The sequence below is a fragment of the Streptomyces sp. NPDC005151 genome, assembly GCF_053599875.1.
In genome coordinates this window covers 1-19,335 of the sequence record NZ_JBSFYR010000062.1, presented here as the reverse complement: position 1 = coordinate 19,335, position 19,335 = coordinate 1, and the positions used below count along the sequence as shown (strand labels likewise).

Sequence of the window (19,335 nt, the reverse complement as noted above, 5' to 3'; positions counted from 1 at the left end):
CTTGCCCGGCAGCTGCCCGAGTGAGACATATCGTGCCATGGGCCGATGACAGTGCAGGCCCGGCGGAGCGAGAGCCCCGATACACGGTCAGGACGCGGGCGGACGGCGTTCGGCCGGGGACAGCAGCAGGACCTCCAGCGCCCTGGCGCAGGACCGCGCCCGCGCCAGGAACCACTCGGTGCGCCCCTCCGTGATCACCTCGGGCGTCGCCCGTACCGCCAGGGCGAACCGCGCAGGACCGGCGCCGTCCAGCACCGGGACGGCCAACGTCCGTACCCCGTACGCAGACTCGCCGTCGTTGAGCGCGTAGGCGTCCTGGAGACGTACCCGGACGTGCTGGGAACGCTCCAGGAGCTGCGCAGGCGCGGCGTGCGTATGGCGGTCGTGTCGGACGCCCGGCCCAATCTCCCCGGACTTCACGCCGGGCTCGGACCGGGGGAGTTCTTCGAGGTGTACGCGACCTCCGCCGAGCTCGGCTGCACCGAGCCGGACCCCCGCATGTACCGCCACGCGAGCGCCGGCCTGGGGCTGGAGCCCGCACAGAGCCTGTTCGTCGACGACGATCCGGACCTCGTCGCGGCGTCGATCGAGCTCGGCTACGAGGGGCGCGCGCTGTGCCGTGACGTCGCCGCCACCGAAGACATGCCCTCGATCGCGGCCCTCGACGAGATCCTGGACCTCTTCTGATCCCGGAGAGGGGCGGGCCGCGGCGGTACTACTCGCCGAGGTCGAACACCGACCAGTCCGTGCCCTTGCGCTCCCGCACATACATCCGGAACATCCAGGACGACCGGCCCAGCGCGTCGAAGACCTGCACGTGCTGCCTGTCGATGGTGCTGCAGCATTCCGCCAGTACGAATCCGCCGTCCGGGAGCGCGTCGAAGGCAGAGCAGTACAACTGCACCGCGCTGAGGTGTGTCTCGTACACACGGCCGTCGTCCGCGGTGACCATCGTGGCTTCGTACGGATGCGGATCGGACGTGCCACGCACGGGGATGTGCTTGCTCAGCAGCCAGTGCGCGCGGCCGTACGCGTCGACGGTGCTGCTCATCATGTGCAGACCCCGGTAGGTGTGCGGCAGACGGGCGTACGGGGTCAGAGGTGTGGACTCCATGGTGCTCCTCGGCAGGAAAGCAGGAACGCGGAACGTGAACCGGGCGGCTGCGGACATGCACAGGTGCCGGCGGCGCGTGGGCCGAGGGGCGGAGCAGGGGGCGCCTACGAGGCATGAGCCTTTCTGGTGGTCATGCGCCGATCATCCATGAAGGCCGCGCCGAGGCGCAATGGTTTCCCGCGTTGCGCAGTCTGCGGTTGTCAGTGCCCGGTGCAAGACTCGGATGGTCAGGAGAAACCCCTGCAGTGCACACGCGGGACTCGCTGAAGGAGCGCACCATGCTCACTACCGGTTTTGTCACCGGATCCCCCAACTGGCTCGATCTCGGCACGCCCGACCTCGACCGGGCCACCACCTTTTACCGGGGCCTCTTCGGCTGGGACTTCGTTCCCGGCGGTCCCGAGACCGGCGGGTACGGGATGTTCATGCTGGACGGGAAATCGGTCGCGGGAGCCATGACCGTCACTCCGGAGCAGGCGAAGTCGTCCTGGTCGGTCTACTTCCGGACGCCCGATGCCGATGCCACCGCCAAGGCGGTCGAGCAGGCCGGCGGCGCGGTGCCCTTCCAGCCGATGGATGTCCTCGACTTCGGTCGGATGGGCGGCTTCACGGACCGGGACGGGGCGTACTTCGGGACCTGGCAGCCCAAGAAGAACACCGGCCTGGGCGTGATGAGCGAGCCGCGCTCGCTCTGCTGGGCCGAGCTGTACACCCCGGACGTGCCCGCGGCCGCCGCGTTCTACGGCATGGTCTTCGGGTGGGAGACCCAACAGGTGGCGTACCCCGGCGGCGGTGGGTCCTACACTCTGATCCGTACCGAGGGCGGCGGCGAGCGCGCCGACTTCGGCGGGCTCGTACCCCTCGACGCCGTTGCGACACAGGGCGTTCTGGGACCGCACTGGCTGCCGTACTTCGAGGTCGACGACTGCGACGCCACGGTTGCGGACGTCGAGCGGCTGGGCGGCAAGCTGACGCTGGAGCCGATGGAGATGGAAGGCGTGGGCAAGTTCGCCAACGTCGCCGATCCGTACGGGGCGCAGTTCGCCGTGATCAAGAGCTCGGACACGTCGGAAAGCTGACCGGAGGGCGTACGTCCGCGCATTGATGCGGCGTTGAGCAGTCGTTTATCGCGACCGGGCACTGTGTGCGCCATGCTGATCAACACCGTGACCGACCCCGCACTCGCCTGGCAGGAGACGGCGCTCTGCGCGCAAGCGGGACCCGAGTTCTTCTTCCCTGCCCCCGGCAGCTCCACACGTGAGGCGAAGCAGCTGTGCAACGCCTGCGAGGGCCGGGTGGCCTGCCTGGAGTACGCCCTCGATAACGACGAACGGTTCGGCGTCTGGGGCGGACTTTCGGAGAAGGAGCGGGAACGGCTGCGCAGAGTTGAGCGCGACAGGGCCTGAACTTCCCCTGTACATCCCAGACTTCGCCCCTCCGCGGTCCTGAGTCCGTATCTCCGGGGAGCCGGGTTGAGCGAGTACGACAACATCGTCGTCGGGGCGGGATCGGCCGACTGCATGCCGGCCGCGCGACTCTCCGAGGACCCCACGGGTCCGGGTCGCGCTCGTCGAGGCGGGAGGGCGCGACCGAAAGCCGGAGATCGGGATTCCGGCCGCCATCCCGAAGCTCCTCAGGACCGCCTACGACTGGGACTACAGCACGGCGCCTTCCACGCAGCGGTTGCCGACCGGCGGGCGAGGTCTCTCTCGTCACCGCGGGCGCCACGCCGCTCGATGTGCTGCCCCCGTATCACCGTCGCGGTCCCGATGTGCGTGATGCCGCGTCACGCAGAGGTGACGGCCCATGATTGAGCGGGCTCGTGGGCCGTCGGGTGCTGTGCGGGCTGTGGGTCAGGCGTTTCGCGGAGGCCTGGGGCGCAGGCCTCCGCGAGAGCGGCGGGTCAGGCGTTCGCGCGGGCGGCCATCCGCGCCTTGCGCGCGGCCAGCTTCTCGTCGAACTTGGCCGCCTCGCTGTCCAGTCCGCCCATGTAGAGCCCCAGCTCCTCCTGCGCCTTCAGCCCGTCCGGGCCGAGCCCGTCGATGTCCAAGATCTTCAGGTAACGCAGCACGGGCTGGATCACGTCGTCGTGGTGGATCCGCATGTTGTAGATCTCGCCGATCGCCATCTGCGCTGCGGCCCGCTCGAAGCCGGGCATGCCGTGACCGGGCATCCGGAAGTTGACCACGACGTCACGCACGGCCTGCATCGTCAGGTCCGGGGCGAGTTCGAAGGCCGCGCCGAGCAGGTTGCGGTAGAAGACCATGTGCAGGTTCTCGTCGGTGGCGATCCGGGCCAGCATGCGGTCGCAGACCGGGTCGCCCGACTGGTGACCGGTGTTGCGGTGCGAGACGCGGGTCGCGAGTTCCTGGAAGGCGACGTACGCCACGGAGTGCAGCATCGAGTGTCGGTTGTCGGACTCGAATCCCTCCGCCATGTGCGCCATGCGGAACTGCTCCAGCTTGTCCGGGTCGACGGCGCGCGAGGTGAGCAGGTAGTCGCGCATCACGATGCCGTGCCGGCCCTCCTCAGCGGTCCAGCGGTGCACCCAGGTGCCCCAGGCGCCGTCACGGCCGAACAGGGAGGCGATCTCGTGGTGGTAGCTGGGGAGGTTGTCCTCGGTCAGCAGGTTCACGACCAGTGCGATCTTGCCGATGTCGGTGACCTTGGACTGGTCGGCCTGCCACGCCTCACCGTCCTCGAAGACGCCGGGGAAATTCCGGCCGTCCGAGAAGGGGACGTACTCGTGGGGCATCCAGTCCTTGGCGACCCTGAGATGGCGGTTGAGCTCCTTCTCCACCACCTCTTCCAGGGAGTGCAGCAGTTGGGCGTCGGTCCACGCCTTTGAACTGCCGAGGTGGGGAGAGGTGATCGTCACGGGGGCTCCTGGGGACGGGAGAAGTACCTACGGTCTCGTAGGTTACGAGACCGTAGGTTAAAGCGGGAGTAAGGCCCCCGCCAACTCCGCCCGCGCGAAGTCCGACTACGTACCGTTATGTCTGCAGGTCGCGCAGGCGTACGGAGAGACAGGTCACGCATCCTTCCAGTTTCTCGAACTCGCTGATATCCACTGATACAGGGTGATATCCGAGCCCGGCAAACAGCTCCGCGGTCTTCGGTGCACTCGCAGCCATCAGCAGATTCCCGCCACTGAGCAGCACCACGTGCGAGCCCGCTTCCTCCGGAACAGGTAGGAAACGTCCGAAAAGCGACGGTTCATCAATCAAGGGTGGATACCCGACGACTGTGCCGTCCGGCAGTGCCGTCACCGCGGACTTCAGGTGCAGCACCTTGGTCAGCGGCACGGCTACGACATGGGCGCCCAGCGGCTCGAACGCGGATCTGAGCTGCCGCACCCCCTCCGCGTTCGTCCGGCCGCCGCGCCCGACAAAGACCGTGTCGCCGATCTTCAGGACGTCGCCGCCGTCCAGCGTGCCCGGCTCCCTCACCCGGTTCACCGAGCAGCCGAGTCCGGCCAGTGCCTCCTCCACGGCCGCAGTCTCGCCCCGGCGGGACTCCGCGCCGGACCGGGCGATGAGCGCCACGTTCCGGAACATCACCACGGTGTCCTCGACGAACACGCTGTCCGGGTATCCGTCCGCCGGCTTCGCCTCGACCGTCTCCCATCCGTACTCGCCGAGGACGGCGACATACCGCTCCCACTGCTCGACCGCGAGGCGGACATCGACGGGGGTACGCTCGACATGGGTGACGAGCCCCTCGGCGAGGCGCGGGTCGGGGCGGCGGACCAGGGCTTTTCTACTGGGCACGGGCAGGCTCCCTACAGTTTTCGGCGTGGGGTGGGGACGGCCCCGGTGGCGGGTGCTCGGGGCTGTCGGCGTACTCGGAGCAACAGTGGCACAGGGGGCACGGGATCCACCCCGCGTCCCCCGCGGCTCAGAGCTCCGTCGCCACCGCCTCGGCCGTCGTGTCACGCAGTTCGCCGTCCAGCAGCAGCCAGCGCGTGATGCCGAGCGATTCCAGGAATGGCACATCGTGGCTCGCCACGATCAGTGCTCCCTCGTACGACTCCAGAGCCGCCGTCAGCCGGCGCACGCTCGCCATGTCCAGATTGTTCGTCGGCTCGTCCAGCATCAGCAGCTGCGGTGCCGGTTCGGCCAGCAGCAGCGCCGCCAGTGCCGCACGGAATCGTTCCCCGCCCGACAGCGTCCCCACGGGCCGGTCCGCCCGAGCCCCCTTGAACAGGAAGTGCGCCAGCCTCGCCCTGATCCGATTGTCCGTGGCATTCGGTGCGAATCGCGCCACGTTCTCGACCACGCTCAGTCCGTCGTCGAGCACGTCCAGACGCTGCGGCAGAAAGCCCAACGGCAATTGGGGTGTCGCCTCGCCGGACACCGGCGCCAGCTCACCGGCAATGGTCCGCAACAGCGTTGTCTTGCCCGCGCCATTGCGGCCCACCAGTGCGATCCGCTCAGGGCCCCGCAGCTCGAACCCGCCGCTCACCCGTGCCCCGTACGCGAGTTCCAGATCGCGCAGTACGAGCACACCCCGGCCCGGATGCACCTTGGTGTGCGGCAGCTCGACCCTGATCTCGTCGTCGTCCCGCACCGCCTCGACGGCGTCGTCGAGGCGCTCCTTCGCCTCCGCCAGCTTCCCGGCGTGCATGAGTCGATGCTTGCCGGCCGACTCCTGGGCGGCCCGCTTGCGGTTGCCCATGACGATCTTCGGCTCGCGCTTGTTGTCCGACATCTTCTGTCCGTAGCGCTTGCGTCGAGCCAACTTGACCTGGGCGTCCGCCAGTTCTCGCTTCTGTCGCTGCACGTCGGCCTCCGCGACCCGCACCATGCGCTCGGCCGCCTCCTGCTCGACGGCGAGCGCCTCCTCGTACTCCGAGAGATTCCCGCCGTACCAGGTGACCGATCCGTCCCGCAGATCCGCGATCTGGTCGACCCGCTCCAGGAGTTCACGGTCATGGCTGACGACGACCAGGACACCCGCCCAGGCGTCGACCGCCTCGTACAGCCGCCTGCGCGCGTACAGATCCAGATTGTTCGTGGGCTCGTCGAGCAGCAGCACCCCGGGGCGGGCCAACAACAGCGCGGCCAGGCGCAGCAGCACGCACTCGCCGCCCGACATCTCGCCGATCGTGCGGTCGAGCCCGATGTGACCGAGGCCGAGCTGATCGAGCGTCGCGCGGGCGCGCTCCTCCACGTCCCAGTCGTCGCCGACGGCCGCGAACTGCTCCTCGCGGACGTCGCCCGCCTCGATGGCGTGCAGAGCGGCCCGGGTACCGGCGATGCCCAGGGCCGCATCGACCCGCAGCGCCGTGTCCAGGACCAGATTCTGCGGGAGATACCCGATCTCGCCCCAGGAGCGGATGTGGCCATCGGTGGGGGTGAGTTCACCGGCGATCAGCCGCAACAGGGTGGACTTTCCACACCCGTTGAGGCCGATGAGACCGGTCCTGCCGGGGCCCACGGCCAGCTGGAAGTCGTCGAAGACCTCACTGCCGTCGGGCCAGACGAAGGAGAGTGACGAACAGGCGATATGAGTCATGGGGGTAGACATACGGATCTCCCGGTTGCGAGGAAGGGCAGGGGGGCAACGGGCGAGACACCGGTCACGGGCGTTCCACGGACATGGCCAAGGAGGAGCCCCGGTTGCGGAGGACGGCTCGAAGAGCTGAGGTCACACTCGGGCGCGCAGACATGACAGACATGACAGACCTGAACGGCATGCACTGTCCGGACACGGCGCGCAACGCGGTGTCTCACGACCTCAGACGAGCAACGTCCTTCTCCGATCCGACGACAACAAGGACGTCACAAACGGTACGACGGGACCTCGCGCCCCGGCAAACGATTTACGCTGATCCCGGCCGTGCCGGCGCGTGCGGCGGATCGGGGGGCCGGACGATGACAGGTCGCTGGACGGGCAGAGCCCTGAGGATGCTCACGGTGTTCTGCGCCGGTGCGGTGCTGACCGGCTGCTTCGGACCGCAGCCACCGAGGTTCGGGGACGGCGTGTCCGTCCCCTCCGAGCAGCGGCGCATTCCGCTGACCGTCCCGCCGGGGCCGGACGGCAGCTGGGCGCTGCTCGTGGCCAAGGAGGGGCTCATCGGCCAGGGGCGTCAGCTCGCCCGGATCCCGCAGGAGGGCGAGGAGGGCGGGCGCGCCCCGGTCAAGGGCTGGACGGCAGCCCTTCCCGCCGAGTTCGCGATCACCTCGCGGCTGCCGGGCCGGCCTCACTCGGCGGTCCCTCTCCCGTACGGCATCGTGCTGATCGGAGGCCGCACCGGCCGTACGGATCCCACCGCCGTCGCCCTCGCCGACCCCAGCAGCGGCGCCCTGCTCTGGAGGCACACCCTGCCGCCCGACAGCCGGGTCCTCCTGCTGCCCGGCACCACCGGGCCGGCGATCGGAGCGGCCACCTGCTCCGAGGCCGGTTGCCGGTTCACCGCCTGGGACGTCCACCGCGGGACACGGCAGTGGAGCCGCCGGATCCCGGGGGCGTACCGGGTACGGACCCCGTGCGGCGCCGACGCGCTGGGCGGCCGCGAAGCCGCCCCCGGGCTGTGCGAGCCGTTGGTCATCGGCAAGGACCGGGTCGGCACCCTGGACGAGGAGACGCATCGCCCGGAGTGGATCCCCGGGCTGCGCCCTCCGGCCGGGACCGTCGACCGGGTCGCTCGGTTCAGCTACCGGACCTTCCTGGTCACCGCACCGGCCAAGGGGAGCTGCCGGGCGACGGTCCTGGCAGCCGCTCCGCAGGGAGACGAACACAAGGGGTGGCGGTACGACTTCGTCTGGGACCAGCCGCAGGCCGCACGCGATCCGCACACCGGCTGCCGCTGGAACCCCAGCCTGCCGCTGAACACCGGCTACGACCTGGTGCTGCCCGAGCGGGGCGGCGCCCTGGTCCTCGATCCGTACTTCGGCCCGGAGCACCACCCCCGGCGGCTCGCCGAGGGGGAGTACGTGGTCGCGGCGGACGGCAGGGGCTCCCCGGACCTGATCCGCGCCCCCGGCCGCCCCGACCGCCCGCTCGACGCCGCCCTTGTCGACCGGAAGCCGCCCAAGGCGCTGGAGGCGGGGGCCCGGCAGGTGGTGGGGGACCTCTTCCAGGTCGGGCGGAGACTGCTGCTTGTCGGCTACGACGGCGCGGTGCGCTGGCGCGGGACGTCGGACTGCATTGCCTTCGCCGCCGTGAAGTCCGATGTGGTGATGTACTGCGACGGCCGGAACCTGGTGGAGGTCAAAGCCGTGAAGAAGGACTGACCGGGCTCAGCACGCTCCGCCGAGCAGGTCCGTCAGACTCCGGTCGAGATCCAGGAACCGGTGCTCCTGCCCCGACGGGACCAGCTCCTCGGCGCGCCCGAGGAAGCGACGCAATTCCGCCGTGTGGACATGCACCATGGCGATGCCCTCGGCGGCATGGAACTCCAGGACCGTACGGTCGTAGCCGAACGGCCTGATCCGTACGTCCCCGACCCCGGCCGCTCCTTCCATTCCTGCCGCCAGCAGTTCGCGGGAGAACTCCCAGGACACCTCGGTTCCCTCCAGGGTTGCCGGGGCAGGGAAGGCCATGCGCACGGCGAACGGATCCCTGCAGTCGTACTGCAAGGTGGCGGGAAGGGTCTCCATCCGCGGCGCGGATGCGACCATGCGGGCCTGCACGGACTGCTCGATAACGCTGGACAAGACTTACTCCCTCTTGCGGCCAGATGAACGGTTCCCGGCACTGGCAGAGACGACGGAACTTCCCGATCCGTGCTCGCGCGACGGAGTGAGCTGCGTCACCGCACCGCACTCCCTTCGACGCACGTGCCCGCGTGGCGGCGGCGCACTTTGGACGGCGTACTGCCCGTGGGTTAGCTTCCTGCGCCATGAGGCCCAAGGGGAAGACGACACGACTGATGGCATGGGGGCTGTGCGGGGCGGTGCTGACCGCGGTACTGGTCACGCCGGCAGCGCAGGCAGCGCCGGGGCAGCGGCACGGACCCGGCGACCGGACGGAAATCGGGTACGAGAAGCGGCAGTTCGGGCACCGTGCCCGGCTGGCGCTGGACCCGGTGCTCTCGGCCAGGGCCGATGAGCAGGCTCATGCGGCGCGCACGATGTGGAATCTGCTGCACGCGTGGTGGCAGATGATGCCGAAGGACAAGCGGACCCCGGCGAACGCGGACGCGGCGATACGCCAGGCCCGCAAGGACATCGACTTCCTCGCCGTCCTTGCGGCGCAGGCTGCGCAGGCAGTTCTGAAGACGTACCTCCAGGCCGGGAAGAACTGCTGGGAAGGGCGTGCGGCCGCGCCGGACTTCAAGGCCCGCTTGCGGTCGGTGATGTCGGTGGACATTCCGCAGGGCCGGGACCTGAACATCGCCCGCGTCCACCGCCGGTGGGGGATGGTCAACATTCCCAAGTTCGGCCGGGTCCGGTTCCGCTGGACGAAGAACCTGCCCGTGGGCCGACAGGCCGATGGTGACAACCGGATCACCGGGGCACGGCTGGTCAAGGATGCCCTCGGCTGGCACATCGCCTTCCGCGTCCAGACCCTGGCCCCCGAGCCGGAACCGCACCGGGGGCCGGAGGTCGGCATCGACGTCGGCATCACCGTGCCCCTCGCCCTTTCGGACGGCACCACGTACGGCCACGGCGAGTGGCTGACCAAATCCGAGCAGGCCAGGCTTCTGCGTCTGGAGCAGCGGGCCGCCCGGCGCAAGAAGCACCGCAAGCCCGCCTCCGACGCGCTGGCGCGGAACACCTCCGCCCCATATCCGTATCAGACGTCGGTGGTGGGCCGGAGCAAGAGCGGCTGGGATACCACGGGCGGCGCCTACTCAGCCACCACTCCGGAGGACGGCGGCGTCACTGTACTGAGCAAGTGGCCGATCGTCCGCAAGTATCGCGCATCGCCTTCAGCGCGGCTCCACGAGCAGTCCCATCGGGCGACTCTCCCCGGCCCGGTCGTCCGTCGACACCCACCCCGACTCCAGCGCCGCGACCACTCACAGCCGCAGATCCTCCTGAGCAGCGGGCGACAGCCGCCGCATCTCCCCACCCTCGATCACACTCGATCAACGAGCCGGGAATCCGTCGGTTTCGGCTCAACAATTCACCCAAAATTGATTGCCGAGCATATTACGATCCTCCCATGAAGCCTAGATCTAGAGTGCGTTACGAGAAGAATGGCCACCTTGCCCGAATCACACTCGACAGGCCCGAGGTCCTCAATGCAATGGACTTACGCATGCATGAGGAACTCGCCGAGATATGGGACGACTTCGAAACCGACGACGATCTGTGGGTGGCCGTTCTCTCCGGCGCCGGGACCCGCGCCTTCTCCGTCGGTCAGGACTTGAAGGAAGTGGCCGACCGTGTCCGCGAGGGAACCGCGAGCACGGCCACATTCGGCAGCCGCGGAAAGGCGGGCTGGCCACGCTTGACGGAGCGGTTCGATCTTGCCAAGCCGGTCGTCGCCAAGGTCCAGGGGTACGCCATGGGCGGCGGCTTCGAACTCGCTCTCGCATGCGACATCGTCATTGCCTCCGCGGACGCGACCTTTGCCCTGCCTGAAGCCAAACTCGGCCTCATGGCGGGGGCGGGCGGAGTGTTCCGGCTGACCCGGCAGTTGCCGTGGAAGACAGCGATGGGGCATCTTCTGACCGGTCGCCCGATGGACGCACATCGCGCCTTCGAACTCGGCCTCGTCAACGAGGTGGTCCCTGTCGAGGATCTCGAGGACTGCGTCGACGGCTGGGTGGCCGACATCCTGCGCTGTGCGCCGCTCTCCGTCCGGGCAATCAAGGAAGCGGCCACGAAGTCCGCGACCATGCCGATGGAGTCGGCATTCGCGACCCGCTACCCCTGGGAAGAACGGCGCATGCACAGCAAGGACGCGCTCGAAGGCCCACTCGCTTTCGCCGAGAAGCGCGCGCCTCGCTGGGAGGCTCGTTGAGTATCCGCTGACAGCTGGGCGGTGAACGTCTGTCCCTGACGCGCACCGCTCGGCCGAGCCGGACCACAGCGCCGATGACCAATACCTCGCTCCTGGAAACCACTTGCCTCGATGAGACCGAAGTATGAATCAGGACGCAGATGAATACTCTTCCACCGCATGACAGGGATTCCCTGCTCTGATTCAAGATCTCAATTGCTTCATTGTCATCCCGGTCATGCAGCACACTGAGGCCTTTCCAACCTGACTGCGTGGTCCGGGTGTTGGCGGGACCCGGGTGTACGGAATGACGAAGCTCCTGGCCCGGCAACGGCAGGTCGGGACGCGCTGGCGGCGGCCTTCTGCCGGCCGTCAGGCTCTGCTCGTCCTGGCTCATCTGCGGTGCGGGGATACCTACTCGCAGCTCACAGCTCGCGGCCGGGTTCGGTATCGGCATCGCGACCGTGTACCGCTACATACGTGAGGCCGTCGAGGTTCCGTCCACCCGCGCCCCTACCCTGACCGAGGCGATGGCAACCATCCGCAGGAAAGCGTTCGTGATCCTGGACGGCACACTGCTGCCGATCGACCGGATTGCCGCCGACACCCCGTACTACCCCGGGAAGCACAAGCGCCACGACCAGGGCCCTGCGCAGCCGCGCTACATCCAGCCGCCCGCAGTTCAACCCGCCATACAGAGCACCATGACCACGCCGGTGCTCAGGAGCCAGTGACCGACACCGGCCAAGTTCATGACGAACGGCATCTCAAGGGCCGCGGCGAGGGCGCCACCCGCGTCGTACCGGCCCATCCCGCATTCGTCGCGATCCTGCGTGACCTGACCGAGAACTACGGTCTTCGCGGTGACGACATCCTGTTCCAGGGCGAAAGAGGCGGTCTGCTCACAGGCTCCGTCTACCGCAGGGTCTGGGCCAAGGCCCGCAAGACGGTCCTTCCCGAGACGGAGTACGACTCCCCGACCGGCAAGCGTGTCTACGACCTGCGGCACACGTGCCTGACCACCTGGCTGAACAACGGGGTCCCCCAGCGCAGGTCGCCAGCATGGATTCCGGCACCGTCAACGACGTTCTCGACGGCGGCCGCGTCCCCCATGCATGGGGGAGGAGCAGGGGAGCCAACAACGTGTGTCCATGTGTGCGTGAGGCGGGTTCTGCCGGGAGGCTCGTACAGCGGACAGACAACCTCTGGGAGTGGCAGGTCCCGGTGGATCGCCCCGCGGTCACACGACGATGCAGGTCATGGCCGCCCACAGCTGGGGCGAGTGCTCGATCCGGCCGCCGGCGCGCCAGCGGTCGAGTTGCTCGCGCTGCCAGCGGCCGAGCCGGTGCACGGGGTCGCGGTGCTCGTGGGCGGTGTCGACGGCGATGATCGCCTCTGACAGCGGGCGTACGGACTCGGGCAGACCGGCCAGCCGGTGGAACGCGAAGCTGGTCGGCAGGACCCAGCGGGTGGCGGTGACCAGTTCGGCACCGTTGTGGATCATCGCCGTAGCCAGGCCGAACGACTCGGCGAACCGCAGATCGCCGCCGCTCTCGCAGCCGATCAGGGCGACACGCGGCGGCGCGGGCCAGATCTGCGCACCCGGCTCCCCGTCGGCACGCAGGGGAAGCGTGCCCAGCAGGAGGTTCTTGGCCGACAGCGGCCGATGGGTGCGGATCGCCTCGGCCAGGCCGGCGGTCTTTGGACCACAGCACAGATGGAGGGTGCCGTCCTCGCTCCGCCCGCCCTCGACCGGCGCGCCGCTGACGTGACCGACGTACATCAGTCTGCGTGCCCCCTTGCGGAGCACTCCGCTCAGCCAGTCGCGGTCCAGGTCGGTGCGGCGGAACGCCTCGACCGGGGTGGCGAGGGGCGGCGCGACGGCGCCCGTGTCGAGGCGGCTCTGGACCAGCGACAGCAGCCCCGGATCCGAGCCGGGCGGCCCCAGGACCGAGCCGAGGGGGGAGTCGGCCCGGAATCCGGGCACCCGGGGGTCGAGGACGAGGACGACCGGGTCGGTGTCCGGTGCCGGACGTTCAGAAGCGTTCCGTCGTCGCAACGACGTCGGCACGGTGGTCACCACGTCCGCCAGATCGATGAGCCGGACATCGTCCTCGTCGACGGCCAGCAGTTCCCAGGGGACCTGGGCGACCCGGGGCGACGGCTGGATTCGTACCAGCGGGCGGCCCGCGCGCGCCGACACCTGGCGAATCTGCGCCGTCAGCCCCTCCGGCCACAGAGCCTCGGCCAGCGTCCGCGCGAGCTGTCGCTCGGTGCGCTGATCGGCCAGCGCGCCCGAGTCGAACGCGTGTCGCATCCCCGCCGCTCCCTCGCCCGCCCCGGGCAGCGCGGCGGCCAACTCGCTCACCGCCTGGTTGACTTCGGCAGCAGGCCCCTGGCCGGTGCCGAACCCCCGGGCGCCGCCGGCCCACGTCCAGGTCATGAACAGGTCGCCCGCGTCGGCCAGCCGGACCTGGACCACCGGGCGGCCGCCGCGATGAACTCCTGGAGCGCGACACGGCCGGACTCCGCCGACATCCGCACCTTCGGCGGCGGTGCGACGCGCAGACCGGCGGAGGCGGCGGCCTCCGCAGCCACACCCCCGAGCGTCATCGAACCGCCGTCGGTATCCCCGTACGCCGACTTCATGGCCGCGTCCGGGAAGACCGACGCCGTGTCTTCGGAGGACACAACGGACCCCGACATAGGGCCCCATGCCAGCGCAGCGCCCGCGCAGCGGTGTTCCACCAGTTCGAAGAGGAGCCCCTGATCCTGGCGGCGTACGGCGAGGCGGAAGGCCAACCGCATGGCGTCGTCTGCCAGTTCCAGCCACTGGCTGCGCGCGTGGGCGGTGACGAAGTCGTGGCGCGCCGCGGCCAGAGCCAGTGCGGCGGGGAGGGCGAGGGAGAGCGCGGCGTCGATGGACGCCGTCTCGTGATCGCCGTGGTCCGTCCGGTTCAGGTTGTCCTCGAGGGTTCTCGCGAGCATGAGGTCGACCTGCGCGCACCGCTCGTGGATCTCCCGTTCCTGGTAGACGTCGCGGGCTTCCTGAGCCAGCCGCTTCATCTCCTCGATGTCGCCCCGCTCGTACGCGTGTTGGGCGCCCAGCAGCATGGTGTCGGCGGCGGCGATCGAGGCACCGAGTTGTTCGAACCGGTGCAGGCTCGCCGCCATGAGGTCGTTCGCTCCCGTGGCGTCGCCGCGCCGACCGGCGAGAAAGCTACGGGCCTGTTCACAGACCGCCAGATCACCGAACCGCCGCTGTCGCTCGAAGAACGCGGACGCCTCGGCGAACAACCGCTCCGCGCGGTCGAGTTCGCCCCGGTGCATCGCGACGTACGCCCGGTGCGCGAGCAGCGACTGCCGCTCACCGGTGTTCCCCAACGCCCCAAAGCTGTCCTCCGCACGGGCGAAGCAGTCCTCGGCCGGGTCGAACCGCCCGGTCGAGGAGCAGATCACGCCGAGCGCGGTCAGCAGGCGCGGCACGGTCTCCACCGCGGTCGCCGGAGTGGTGGACAGCAGTACCGTGGCATGCTCCTCGGCCGTTCCCCACTCGCCCCGGTCCATCAGCAGGAGCACCCGGTTCAGGCCGAGTTCGGCGGTGCGCAGTCCCTCGGGATCGTCGAACTCGGGCAGCCTGGCCGCCGCCTCGTCGAGACAGGCGAGCGCCTCGTCCAGGCGCCCCGTCCCGCGCAGCAGATCGGACCTGGCGATCTGCATCTTCAGCACGATTTCCAGCCACAGTTGACGGCCCTGCGGCCCCATCGGCGCCGACGCGATGCCGTCGAGCAGGGCGCGGGATCGCTCGACGGCGTCCTGCGCCCCGGGCAGGTCCGAGGCGGTGAGCAGGACGCTCGCGAGATCGGACAGCAGGTGCGCCCGCAGGAACCGCACGTCGGGCGAGTCCTCGATGGACTCGGCCAGGGTGAGCAACTCGTCGTAGACGGCGCACGCGGCCCCGAAATCAGCGGCCATGTGATGCTCGTAGGCCAGGGCGAAGCCGCTGTCGAACGGTTCTCGCCGCCTACACCCAACTCCGCCTCGCCCACCCCCTGACCCAGGACCTGCGCCGGCCCTGGGAGAAACCACTGACACCGGATCGGCTCACTCCCGGCCGGGTCCGCCGTGGCTATCCCCGCATCCGGCGGATCCTGGGCACTCCAGCCAGCACGCCGAAAGCCACCCACCCTGGGCCCGGCCGCCCCAAGGGCCGCACCTCCGTCCCCGTACCCCGCCACCCAGTCGGCAAGAAACGCAACAAAAAGGACATGCTCAGGCGCGACGGGGCACAGCAGCAGCCTTAAAAATCAAGCTAATCTGGAAGGCGCCATGACGACGCTCCGCACACCGGCCGACGCAGCCGAAGCCCGCGCCATCCAGGACACCCTCCGCGCCCGGGTGGTGCTGGACGAGCCGGGACCGCCGCCCGGCACCGGACGGGTGACCGGTGTGGACGTCGCCTACGACGACGAGCGCGACCTCGTCGTGGCAGCGGCGGTCGTGCTCGACGCGGCCACCCTCGACGTCGTCGCCGAGGCCACCGCCACCGGCCGGGTGACCTTCCCCTACATCCCGGGGCTCCTCGCCTTCCGGGAGATACCGACCGTGTTGGCCGTGCTGGAATCCCTCCCGGTCGACCCCGGCCTCGTCGTCTGCGACGGCTACGGCAGGGCGCACCCGCGCCGGTTCGGGCTCGCCAGCCACCTCGGCGTCCTCACCGGACTGCCGGTCATCGGCGTCGCCAAGAACCCGTTCACCTTCACGTACGAACAGCCGGGCCCCCGGCGCGGCGACTTCTCCCCGCTCGTCGACGGGGATGAGGAGGTGGGCCGGGCGCTGCGCACCCAGGACGGCACCAAGCCGGTGTACGTGTCCGTCGGCCACCGGACCGGTCTGGACAACGCCTGCGCGCACACACTCCTGCTGGCCAGGGACTTCCGCCAGCCGGAGACCACCCGCAGGGCCGACGCACTCTGCAGGCGGGTCCTCCGGGAGGCGACCGCCTGAGAGCCTGTCGGGTGACCTCTGATCGGGCGGCCACGCCCTGGCACGCACGCTTCCTGCGTTGCCGAAATGCCCCCAGTAGCTCCTTCCCCGAGCTCTCAGCTTCGTTCGAGCAGGGGAGACCCCATCCGAGGGCCTTCCGGCGCCTTGGAATCGCACGCACCAGACCGCGTCCGCCCGATCGAAGGTCGCCCGACAGGCTCTGAGCGTCCGACGGCGCCCGCGTCCGAGTATCTGAGTATGTGTACGGATACCACTTGCCGATCATGAACGGCACGCTGGTGCGTATGACCGATCATCGAACGTCCACACGTGCCGGAACCGTCTACGTCGCCCAGCGGCGCGTCGTCATAGGGATGACTCTCGGTGTCGTTGCCGGGGTCGTCTGGACCGTCTCGATGATCTGCACGCTCGCGTCCTGGATGTTCTGACACCGGGACGGCCCGCCGGCCGCGGCATCCCGGCGCGAATCCGCTCAGCGCGTCGCCGCGACCCGGAAGCGCAGCCCGGCCCCGCGCAGCCGCTCCAGCAGTGCGTCGCCCATCGCAACGGCCGTGGTGACCTGCCCCGATGTGGGCGGGAGTTCGTCCAGGGCGAGGCAGAGCGCGGACTGGGCGAGCATCTTCGCCGTCTCGTCGTAGCCGGGGTCGCCGCCGGAGACCTCCGTGAAGACCCGGTGTCCGCCGCCTTCTGCGACGAACCGCACCGTGAACCAGCTCCGCTTCCGGCGCTCCGCGTCCGGGCCCTCACCCGGCTCGTACCGGTCCATCAGCCGGCTGCGCGCGGCGGGCAGCTGCGCGGCGCCCACGAGGGCGCCGATCGCGGCCGTGCCGCCCAGCGCCATCGGCAGCGTCTTCACCGAGGCGAAGTGGCGGTAGCGGAAGTCGGGGCCGTACCGCGCGAGCGCCCGCGCCGAGCGCTCGATGACCTGAGGGTCCAGTGTCGGCAGGGGCAGCGCCCAGGTGCCGGTCTCGGAGCTGAAGTGCGGGGTGCCGAAGCGGGCGCGGGCGCGGCGTCCGACCAGGCGCGGTTCGTGCAGCCGGCGCTCCTGCGCGGCGCGCAGCATCTGCGGGCCGCGGCCCATCGCGGTGAGCGCCGAGGCGAACGTACCGCCGGAGAAGACGGCGTTGCTGCGGACGAACCCGTCGATGGTCAGCGGCACGTCCTGCGGCAGCTGCTGGACGGTGAAGTAGACGCCGAGGTCGTGCGGTACGGAGTCGAAGCCGCAGGCGTGCACGAGCCGCGCCCCGGTCTCGCGGGCCCGCGCATCGTGCTCCAGAAACATCCGGTCCACGAACTCCGCCTCGCCGGTCAGGTCCGTGTAGTCCGTCCCTGCCTCCGCGCAGGCGGCGACCAGCTGCTCGCCGTACCAGACGTAGGGGCCCACGGTGGTGGCCACCACGTGGGCCGATTCGGCGAGTGCGCGCAGTGAACCGGGGTCGTCGGCGTCCGCGTGCAGCAGCGGAAGGTCCGCGCAGCGCGGATCGATGGCGGCCAGGCGTTCGCGCAGCTTCTGCAGCTTGGCCGGGCTGCGGCCGGCCAGCGCCCAGCGGCAGCCGTCGGGCGCGTGGGCGGCGAGATATTCGGCGGTGAGGACACCCACGAAGCCGGTGGCGCCGAAGAGGACTATGTCAAAGGGGCGTTGTGCCCCGTTCTGCCTGTTCACAAGTGCCTCCGCAGGGGCCGGCGCCGATGTAGCAGGCAGAGGTTAGCGGAGGGGTTCGTGGCGGTGTGCAGCCGGGCGGCGCTCGTGGGGGAGGATCCCTGAGAAAGAACTAAGACCGACCGGCAATTTGGGGGGCGGCGTCACGGGGCTGGGGCACGCACCTCGCGGCGTTGTCGTCCATCACCATGGCTCCGCCATGGCTCAATCCTCCGCCTTGTGATGCACGCACCCCAGCCCCGCTCCTTCACCCACCCCCCCATTGCCGGTCGGTCTAAGCGCTTGCTCGGCCAAAAGGGTTGTGCGGAGCGCGGAGCATTCTTAGCATCGTCACTGTTACATCAGTTGTGTCACACCGCTGGGGGTTCGATGGCAACGACAGAGCACGGCCCGCTGGCGGGTGTGCGCGTGGTCGAGCTGGCGGGCATCGGACCCGGCCCGTTCGCCGCGATGCTGCTGGCCGACCTCGGCGCCGACGTCGTCAGGGTCGACCGGCCCGGCGGCGCGGGGCTCGGCATCGACCCCGCGTACGACCTCACCAACCGCAACAAACGCTCGGTGCTCGTCGACCTCAAGGCCGAGGACGGCCCGGACCGCGTCCTGGACCTGGTCGAACGCGCCGACATCCTGATCGAGGGCTACCGGCCGGGCGTCGCCGAGCGCCTCGGCGTCGGCCCCGACGCCTGCCTGGCCCGCAACCCGCGGCTCGTGTACGGGCGAATGACCGGCTGGGGCCAGGACGGGCCGCTCGCCGAACGGGCCGGGCACGACATCGCGTACATCGCCCTCACCGGCACCCTCTCCATGATCGGCAAGCCCGGCGAGCCGCCCACCGTCCCCGCCAATCTGGTCGGCGACTACGCGGGCGGCTCGCTCTACCTCGTCGTCGGCGTCCTCGCCGCCCTCCAGCACGCCCGCACCCCCGGCGGCGCGGGCCAGGTCGTGGACGCGGCGATCGTCGACGGCGCCGCCCATCTCGCCACGATGATCCACGGGATGCTGGCGGCCGGCGGCTGGCAGGACCGGCGCGGCTCCAACCTCCTGGACGGCGGCTGCCCGTTCTACGGGTCGTACGAGACCTCCGACGGCCAGTACATGGCGGTCGGCCCGCTGGAGCAGCAGTTCTACGACGAGTTCAGCAAGCTCCTCGGCATCGAGGACCGGGCCCCGGACCGCAGGGATTTCACCCGCTGGGAGGAGCTGCGGGGGGTCGTCGCCGACCGGTTCAGGACCCGGACGCGCGCGGAGTGGACCGAGGTCTTCGAAGCCACGGACGCCTGTGTGGCCCCGGTCCTGTCGCTCCGCGAGGCCCCGCACCACCCGCACCTCGCGGCCCGTTCCACCTTCGTCGAACACAGCGGCCTGACCCAGCCCGCCCCCGCACCCCGCTTCGCCGCCACCCCCGTCTCCGTACGCAGCGGACCCGCGCAGCCCGGCGCGGACACCGAGGGCGTCGCCCGGGACTGGGACGTACCGAGCATCCACCGGCCCCGGAAGGACCCCACCTCCTAATGCTGTTGTCAAGCCGCTGTGGTGACTGGGAGTTCGCATTGGTAGCACCGTCCGTCACGTATCAAAGCCCACAGGACGTTGACCCGTCGACGGGCCAGGGCGAGGACCGCCTGGGTGTGCCGCTTGCCTTCGGCGCGCTTGCGCT

General features: G+C 69.8%; 16 protein-coding genes and 4 pseudogenes. 10 read left to right on the top strand and 10 right to left on the bottom strand.

The window, feature by feature from the left end; translation table 11 throughout:
• Positions 1–87: 87 nt before the first annotated feature.
• A pseudogene (locus ACWD6R_RS27445) lies at positions 88–336 on the bottom strand (IclR family transcriptional regulator domain-containing protein); the annotation flags it as partial.
• On the opposite strand from ACWD6R_RS27445, the pseudogene ACWD6R_RS27440 reads away from it, so the two are divergent.
• A pseudogene (locus ACWD6R_RS27440) lies at positions 310–687 on the top strand (HAD-IA family hydrolase); the annotation flags it as partial. The pseudogenes ACWD6R_RS27445 and ACWD6R_RS27440 sit on opposite strands and share 27 nt — an antisense overlap.
• A gap of 28 nt (positions 688–715) precedes the next feature.
• On the opposite strand, the gene ACWD6R_RS27435 reads toward ACWD6R_RS27440, so the two are convergent.
• Positions 716–1,114, bottom strand: coding sequence for a hypothetical protein (locus ACWD6R_RS27435; RefSeq protein WP_451821153.1), 399 nt, complete (start codon positions 1,112–1,114; stop codon positions 716–718).
• A 278-nt stretch (positions 1,115–1,392) separates the two neighbouring features.
• Here ACWD6R_RS27435 and ACWD6R_RS27430 point away from each other — a divergent pair, with 278 nt between their 5' ends.
• A complete protein-coding gene (locus ACWD6R_RS27430) occupies positions 1,393–2,193 on the top strand; it encodes a VOC family protein (protein ID WP_451821152.1) in 801 nt (266 codons plus the stop codon).
• 72 nt (positions 2,194–2,265) lie between these two features.
• The gene (locus tag ACWD6R_RS27425; RefSeq protein ID WP_327243128.1) at positions 2,266–2,520 is read left to right on the top strand and encodes a WhiB family transcriptional regulator; all 255 of its coding nucleotides are present in this window, start codon (positions 2,266–2,268) and stop codon (positions 2,518–2,520) included.
• 497 nt (positions 2,521–3,017) lie between these two features.
• Here ACWD6R_RS27425 and ACWD6R_RS27420 read toward each other — a convergent pair whose 3' ends face one another.
• From ACWD6R_RS27420 to ACWD6R_RS27410, 3 genes are all read right to left on the bottom strand, one after another.
• Positions 3,018–3,992 carry an acyl-ACP desaturase gene (locus ACWD6R_RS27420; protein WP_451821151.1) on the bottom strand — a complete coding sequence of 325 codons (975 nt, stop codon included), beginning with the start codon at positions 3,990–3,992 and terminating at the stop codon, positions 3,018–3,020.
• A gap of 115 nt (positions 3,993–4,107) precedes the next feature.
• Complete coding sequence (ddaH, locus tag ACWD6R_RS27415; RefSeq protein WP_451821150.1) at positions 4,108–4,884, bottom strand: dimethylargininase; 777 nt, start codon at positions 4,882–4,884, stop codon at positions 4,108–4,110.
• A gap of 127 nt (positions 4,885–5,011) precedes the next feature.
• Complete coding sequence (locus tag ACWD6R_RS27410; protein ID WP_451821149.1) at positions 5,012–6,643, bottom strand: ABC-F family ATP-binding cassette domain-containing protein; 1,632 nt, start codon at positions 6,641–6,643, stop codon at positions 5,012–5,014.
• A gap of 347 nt (positions 6,644–6,990) precedes the next feature.
• Here ACWD6R_RS27410 and ACWD6R_RS27405 point away from each other — a divergent pair, with 347 nt between their 5' ends.
• Positions 6,991–8,352, top strand: coding sequence for a hypothetical protein (locus ACWD6R_RS27405; protein WP_451821148.1), 1,362 nt, complete (start codon positions 6,991–6,993; stop codon positions 8,350–8,352).
• Between the two features lie 6 nt (positions 8,353–8,358).
• On the opposite strand, the gene ACWD6R_RS27400 is transcribed toward ACWD6R_RS27405, so the two are convergent.
• Positions 8,359–8,775, bottom strand: a complete 417-nt coding sequence (locus ACWD6R_RS27400) for a spore wall synthesis regulator SsgD (protein WP_366692242.1) — start codon at positions 8,773–8,775, stop codon at positions 8,359–8,361.
• Positions 8,776–9,191: 416 nt separating this feature from the next.
• Between ACWD6R_RS27400 and ACWD6R_RS27395 the strand changes: the two genes are divergently transcribed.
• From ACWD6R_RS27395 to ACWD6R_RS27385, 3 genes and pseudogenes are all read left to right on the top strand, one after another.
• The gene (locus tag ACWD6R_RS27395; protein ID WP_451821178.1) at positions 9,192–10,232 is read left to right on the top strand and encodes a hypothetical protein; all 1,041 of its coding nucleotides are present in this window, start codon (positions 9,192–9,194) and stop codon (positions 10,230–10,232) included.
• The gene (gene dpgD / locus ACWD6R_RS27390) at positions 10,229–11,032 is read left to right on the top strand and encodes an enoyl-CoA-hydratase DpgD (protein ID WP_451821147.1); all 804 of its coding nucleotides are present in this window, start codon (positions 10,229–10,231) and stop codon (positions 11,030–11,032) included. Before ACWD6R_RS27395 ends, dpgD begins: the two co-directional genes overlap by 4 nt.
• Before the next feature lie 286 nt (positions 11,033–11,318).
• A pseudogene (locus ACWD6R_RS27385) lies at positions 11,319–11,649 on the top strand (helix-turn-helix domain-containing protein); the annotation flags it as partial.
• A 602-nt stretch (positions 11,650–12,251) separates the two neighbouring features.
• On the opposite strand, the gene ACWD6R_RS27380 reads toward ACWD6R_RS27385, so the two are convergent.
• Both ACWD6R_RS27380 and ACWD6R_RS27375 read right to left on the bottom strand, forming a co-directional pair.
• Positions 12,252–13,493, bottom strand: a complete 1,242-nt coding sequence (locus tag ACWD6R_RS27380; protein ID WP_451821146.1) for a CHAT domain-containing protein — start codon at positions 13,491–13,493, stop codon at positions 12,252–12,254.
• On the bottom strand, positions 13,451–14,986 hold the full coding sequence (locus ACWD6R_RS27375; protein ID WP_451821145.1) for a hypothetical protein: 1,536 nt from the start codon (positions 14,984–14,986) through the stop codon (positions 13,451–13,453). Before ACWD6R_RS27375 ends, ACWD6R_RS27380 begins: the two co-directional genes overlap by 43 nt.
• Before the next feature lie 354 nt (positions 14,987–15,340).
• On the opposite strand from ACWD6R_RS27375, the gene ACWD6R_RS27370 reads away from it, so the two are divergent.
• Positions 15,341–16,018, top strand: coding sequence for an endonuclease V (locus tag ACWD6R_RS27370; RefSeq protein WP_451821144.1), 678 nt, complete (start codon positions 15,341–15,343; stop codon positions 16,016–16,018).
• Between the two features lie 284 nt (positions 16,019–16,302).
• Complete coding sequence (gene mmpA, locus ACWD6R_RS27365) at positions 16,303–16,446, top strand: morphogenic membrane protein MmpA (RefSeq protein WP_451821143.1); 144 nt, start codon at positions 16,303–16,305, stop codon at positions 16,444–16,446.
• A gap of 44 nt (positions 16,447–16,490) precedes the next feature.
• Here the strand turns inward: mmpA and ACWD6R_RS27360 are convergent, their stop codons facing one another.
• On the bottom strand, positions 16,491–17,681 hold the full coding sequence (locus tag ACWD6R_RS27360) for a saccharopine dehydrogenase family protein (RefSeq protein ID WP_451821142.1): 1,191 nt from the start codon (positions 17,679–17,681) through the stop codon (positions 16,491–16,493).
• 366 nt (positions 17,682–18,047) lie between these two features.
• Here ACWD6R_RS27360 and ACWD6R_RS27355 point away from each other — a divergent pair, with 366 nt between their 5' ends.
• Positions 18,048–19,190, top strand: coding sequence for a CaiB/BaiF CoA transferase family protein (locus ACWD6R_RS27355; protein ID WP_451821141.1), 1,143 nt, complete (start codon positions 18,048–18,050; stop codon positions 19,188–19,190).
• Between the two features lie 8 nt (positions 19,191–19,198).
• Here the strand turns inward: ACWD6R_RS27355 and ACWD6R_RS27350 are convergent.
• A pseudogene (locus ACWD6R_RS27350) lies at positions 19,199–19,335 on the bottom strand (IS110 family transposase); the annotation flags it as partial.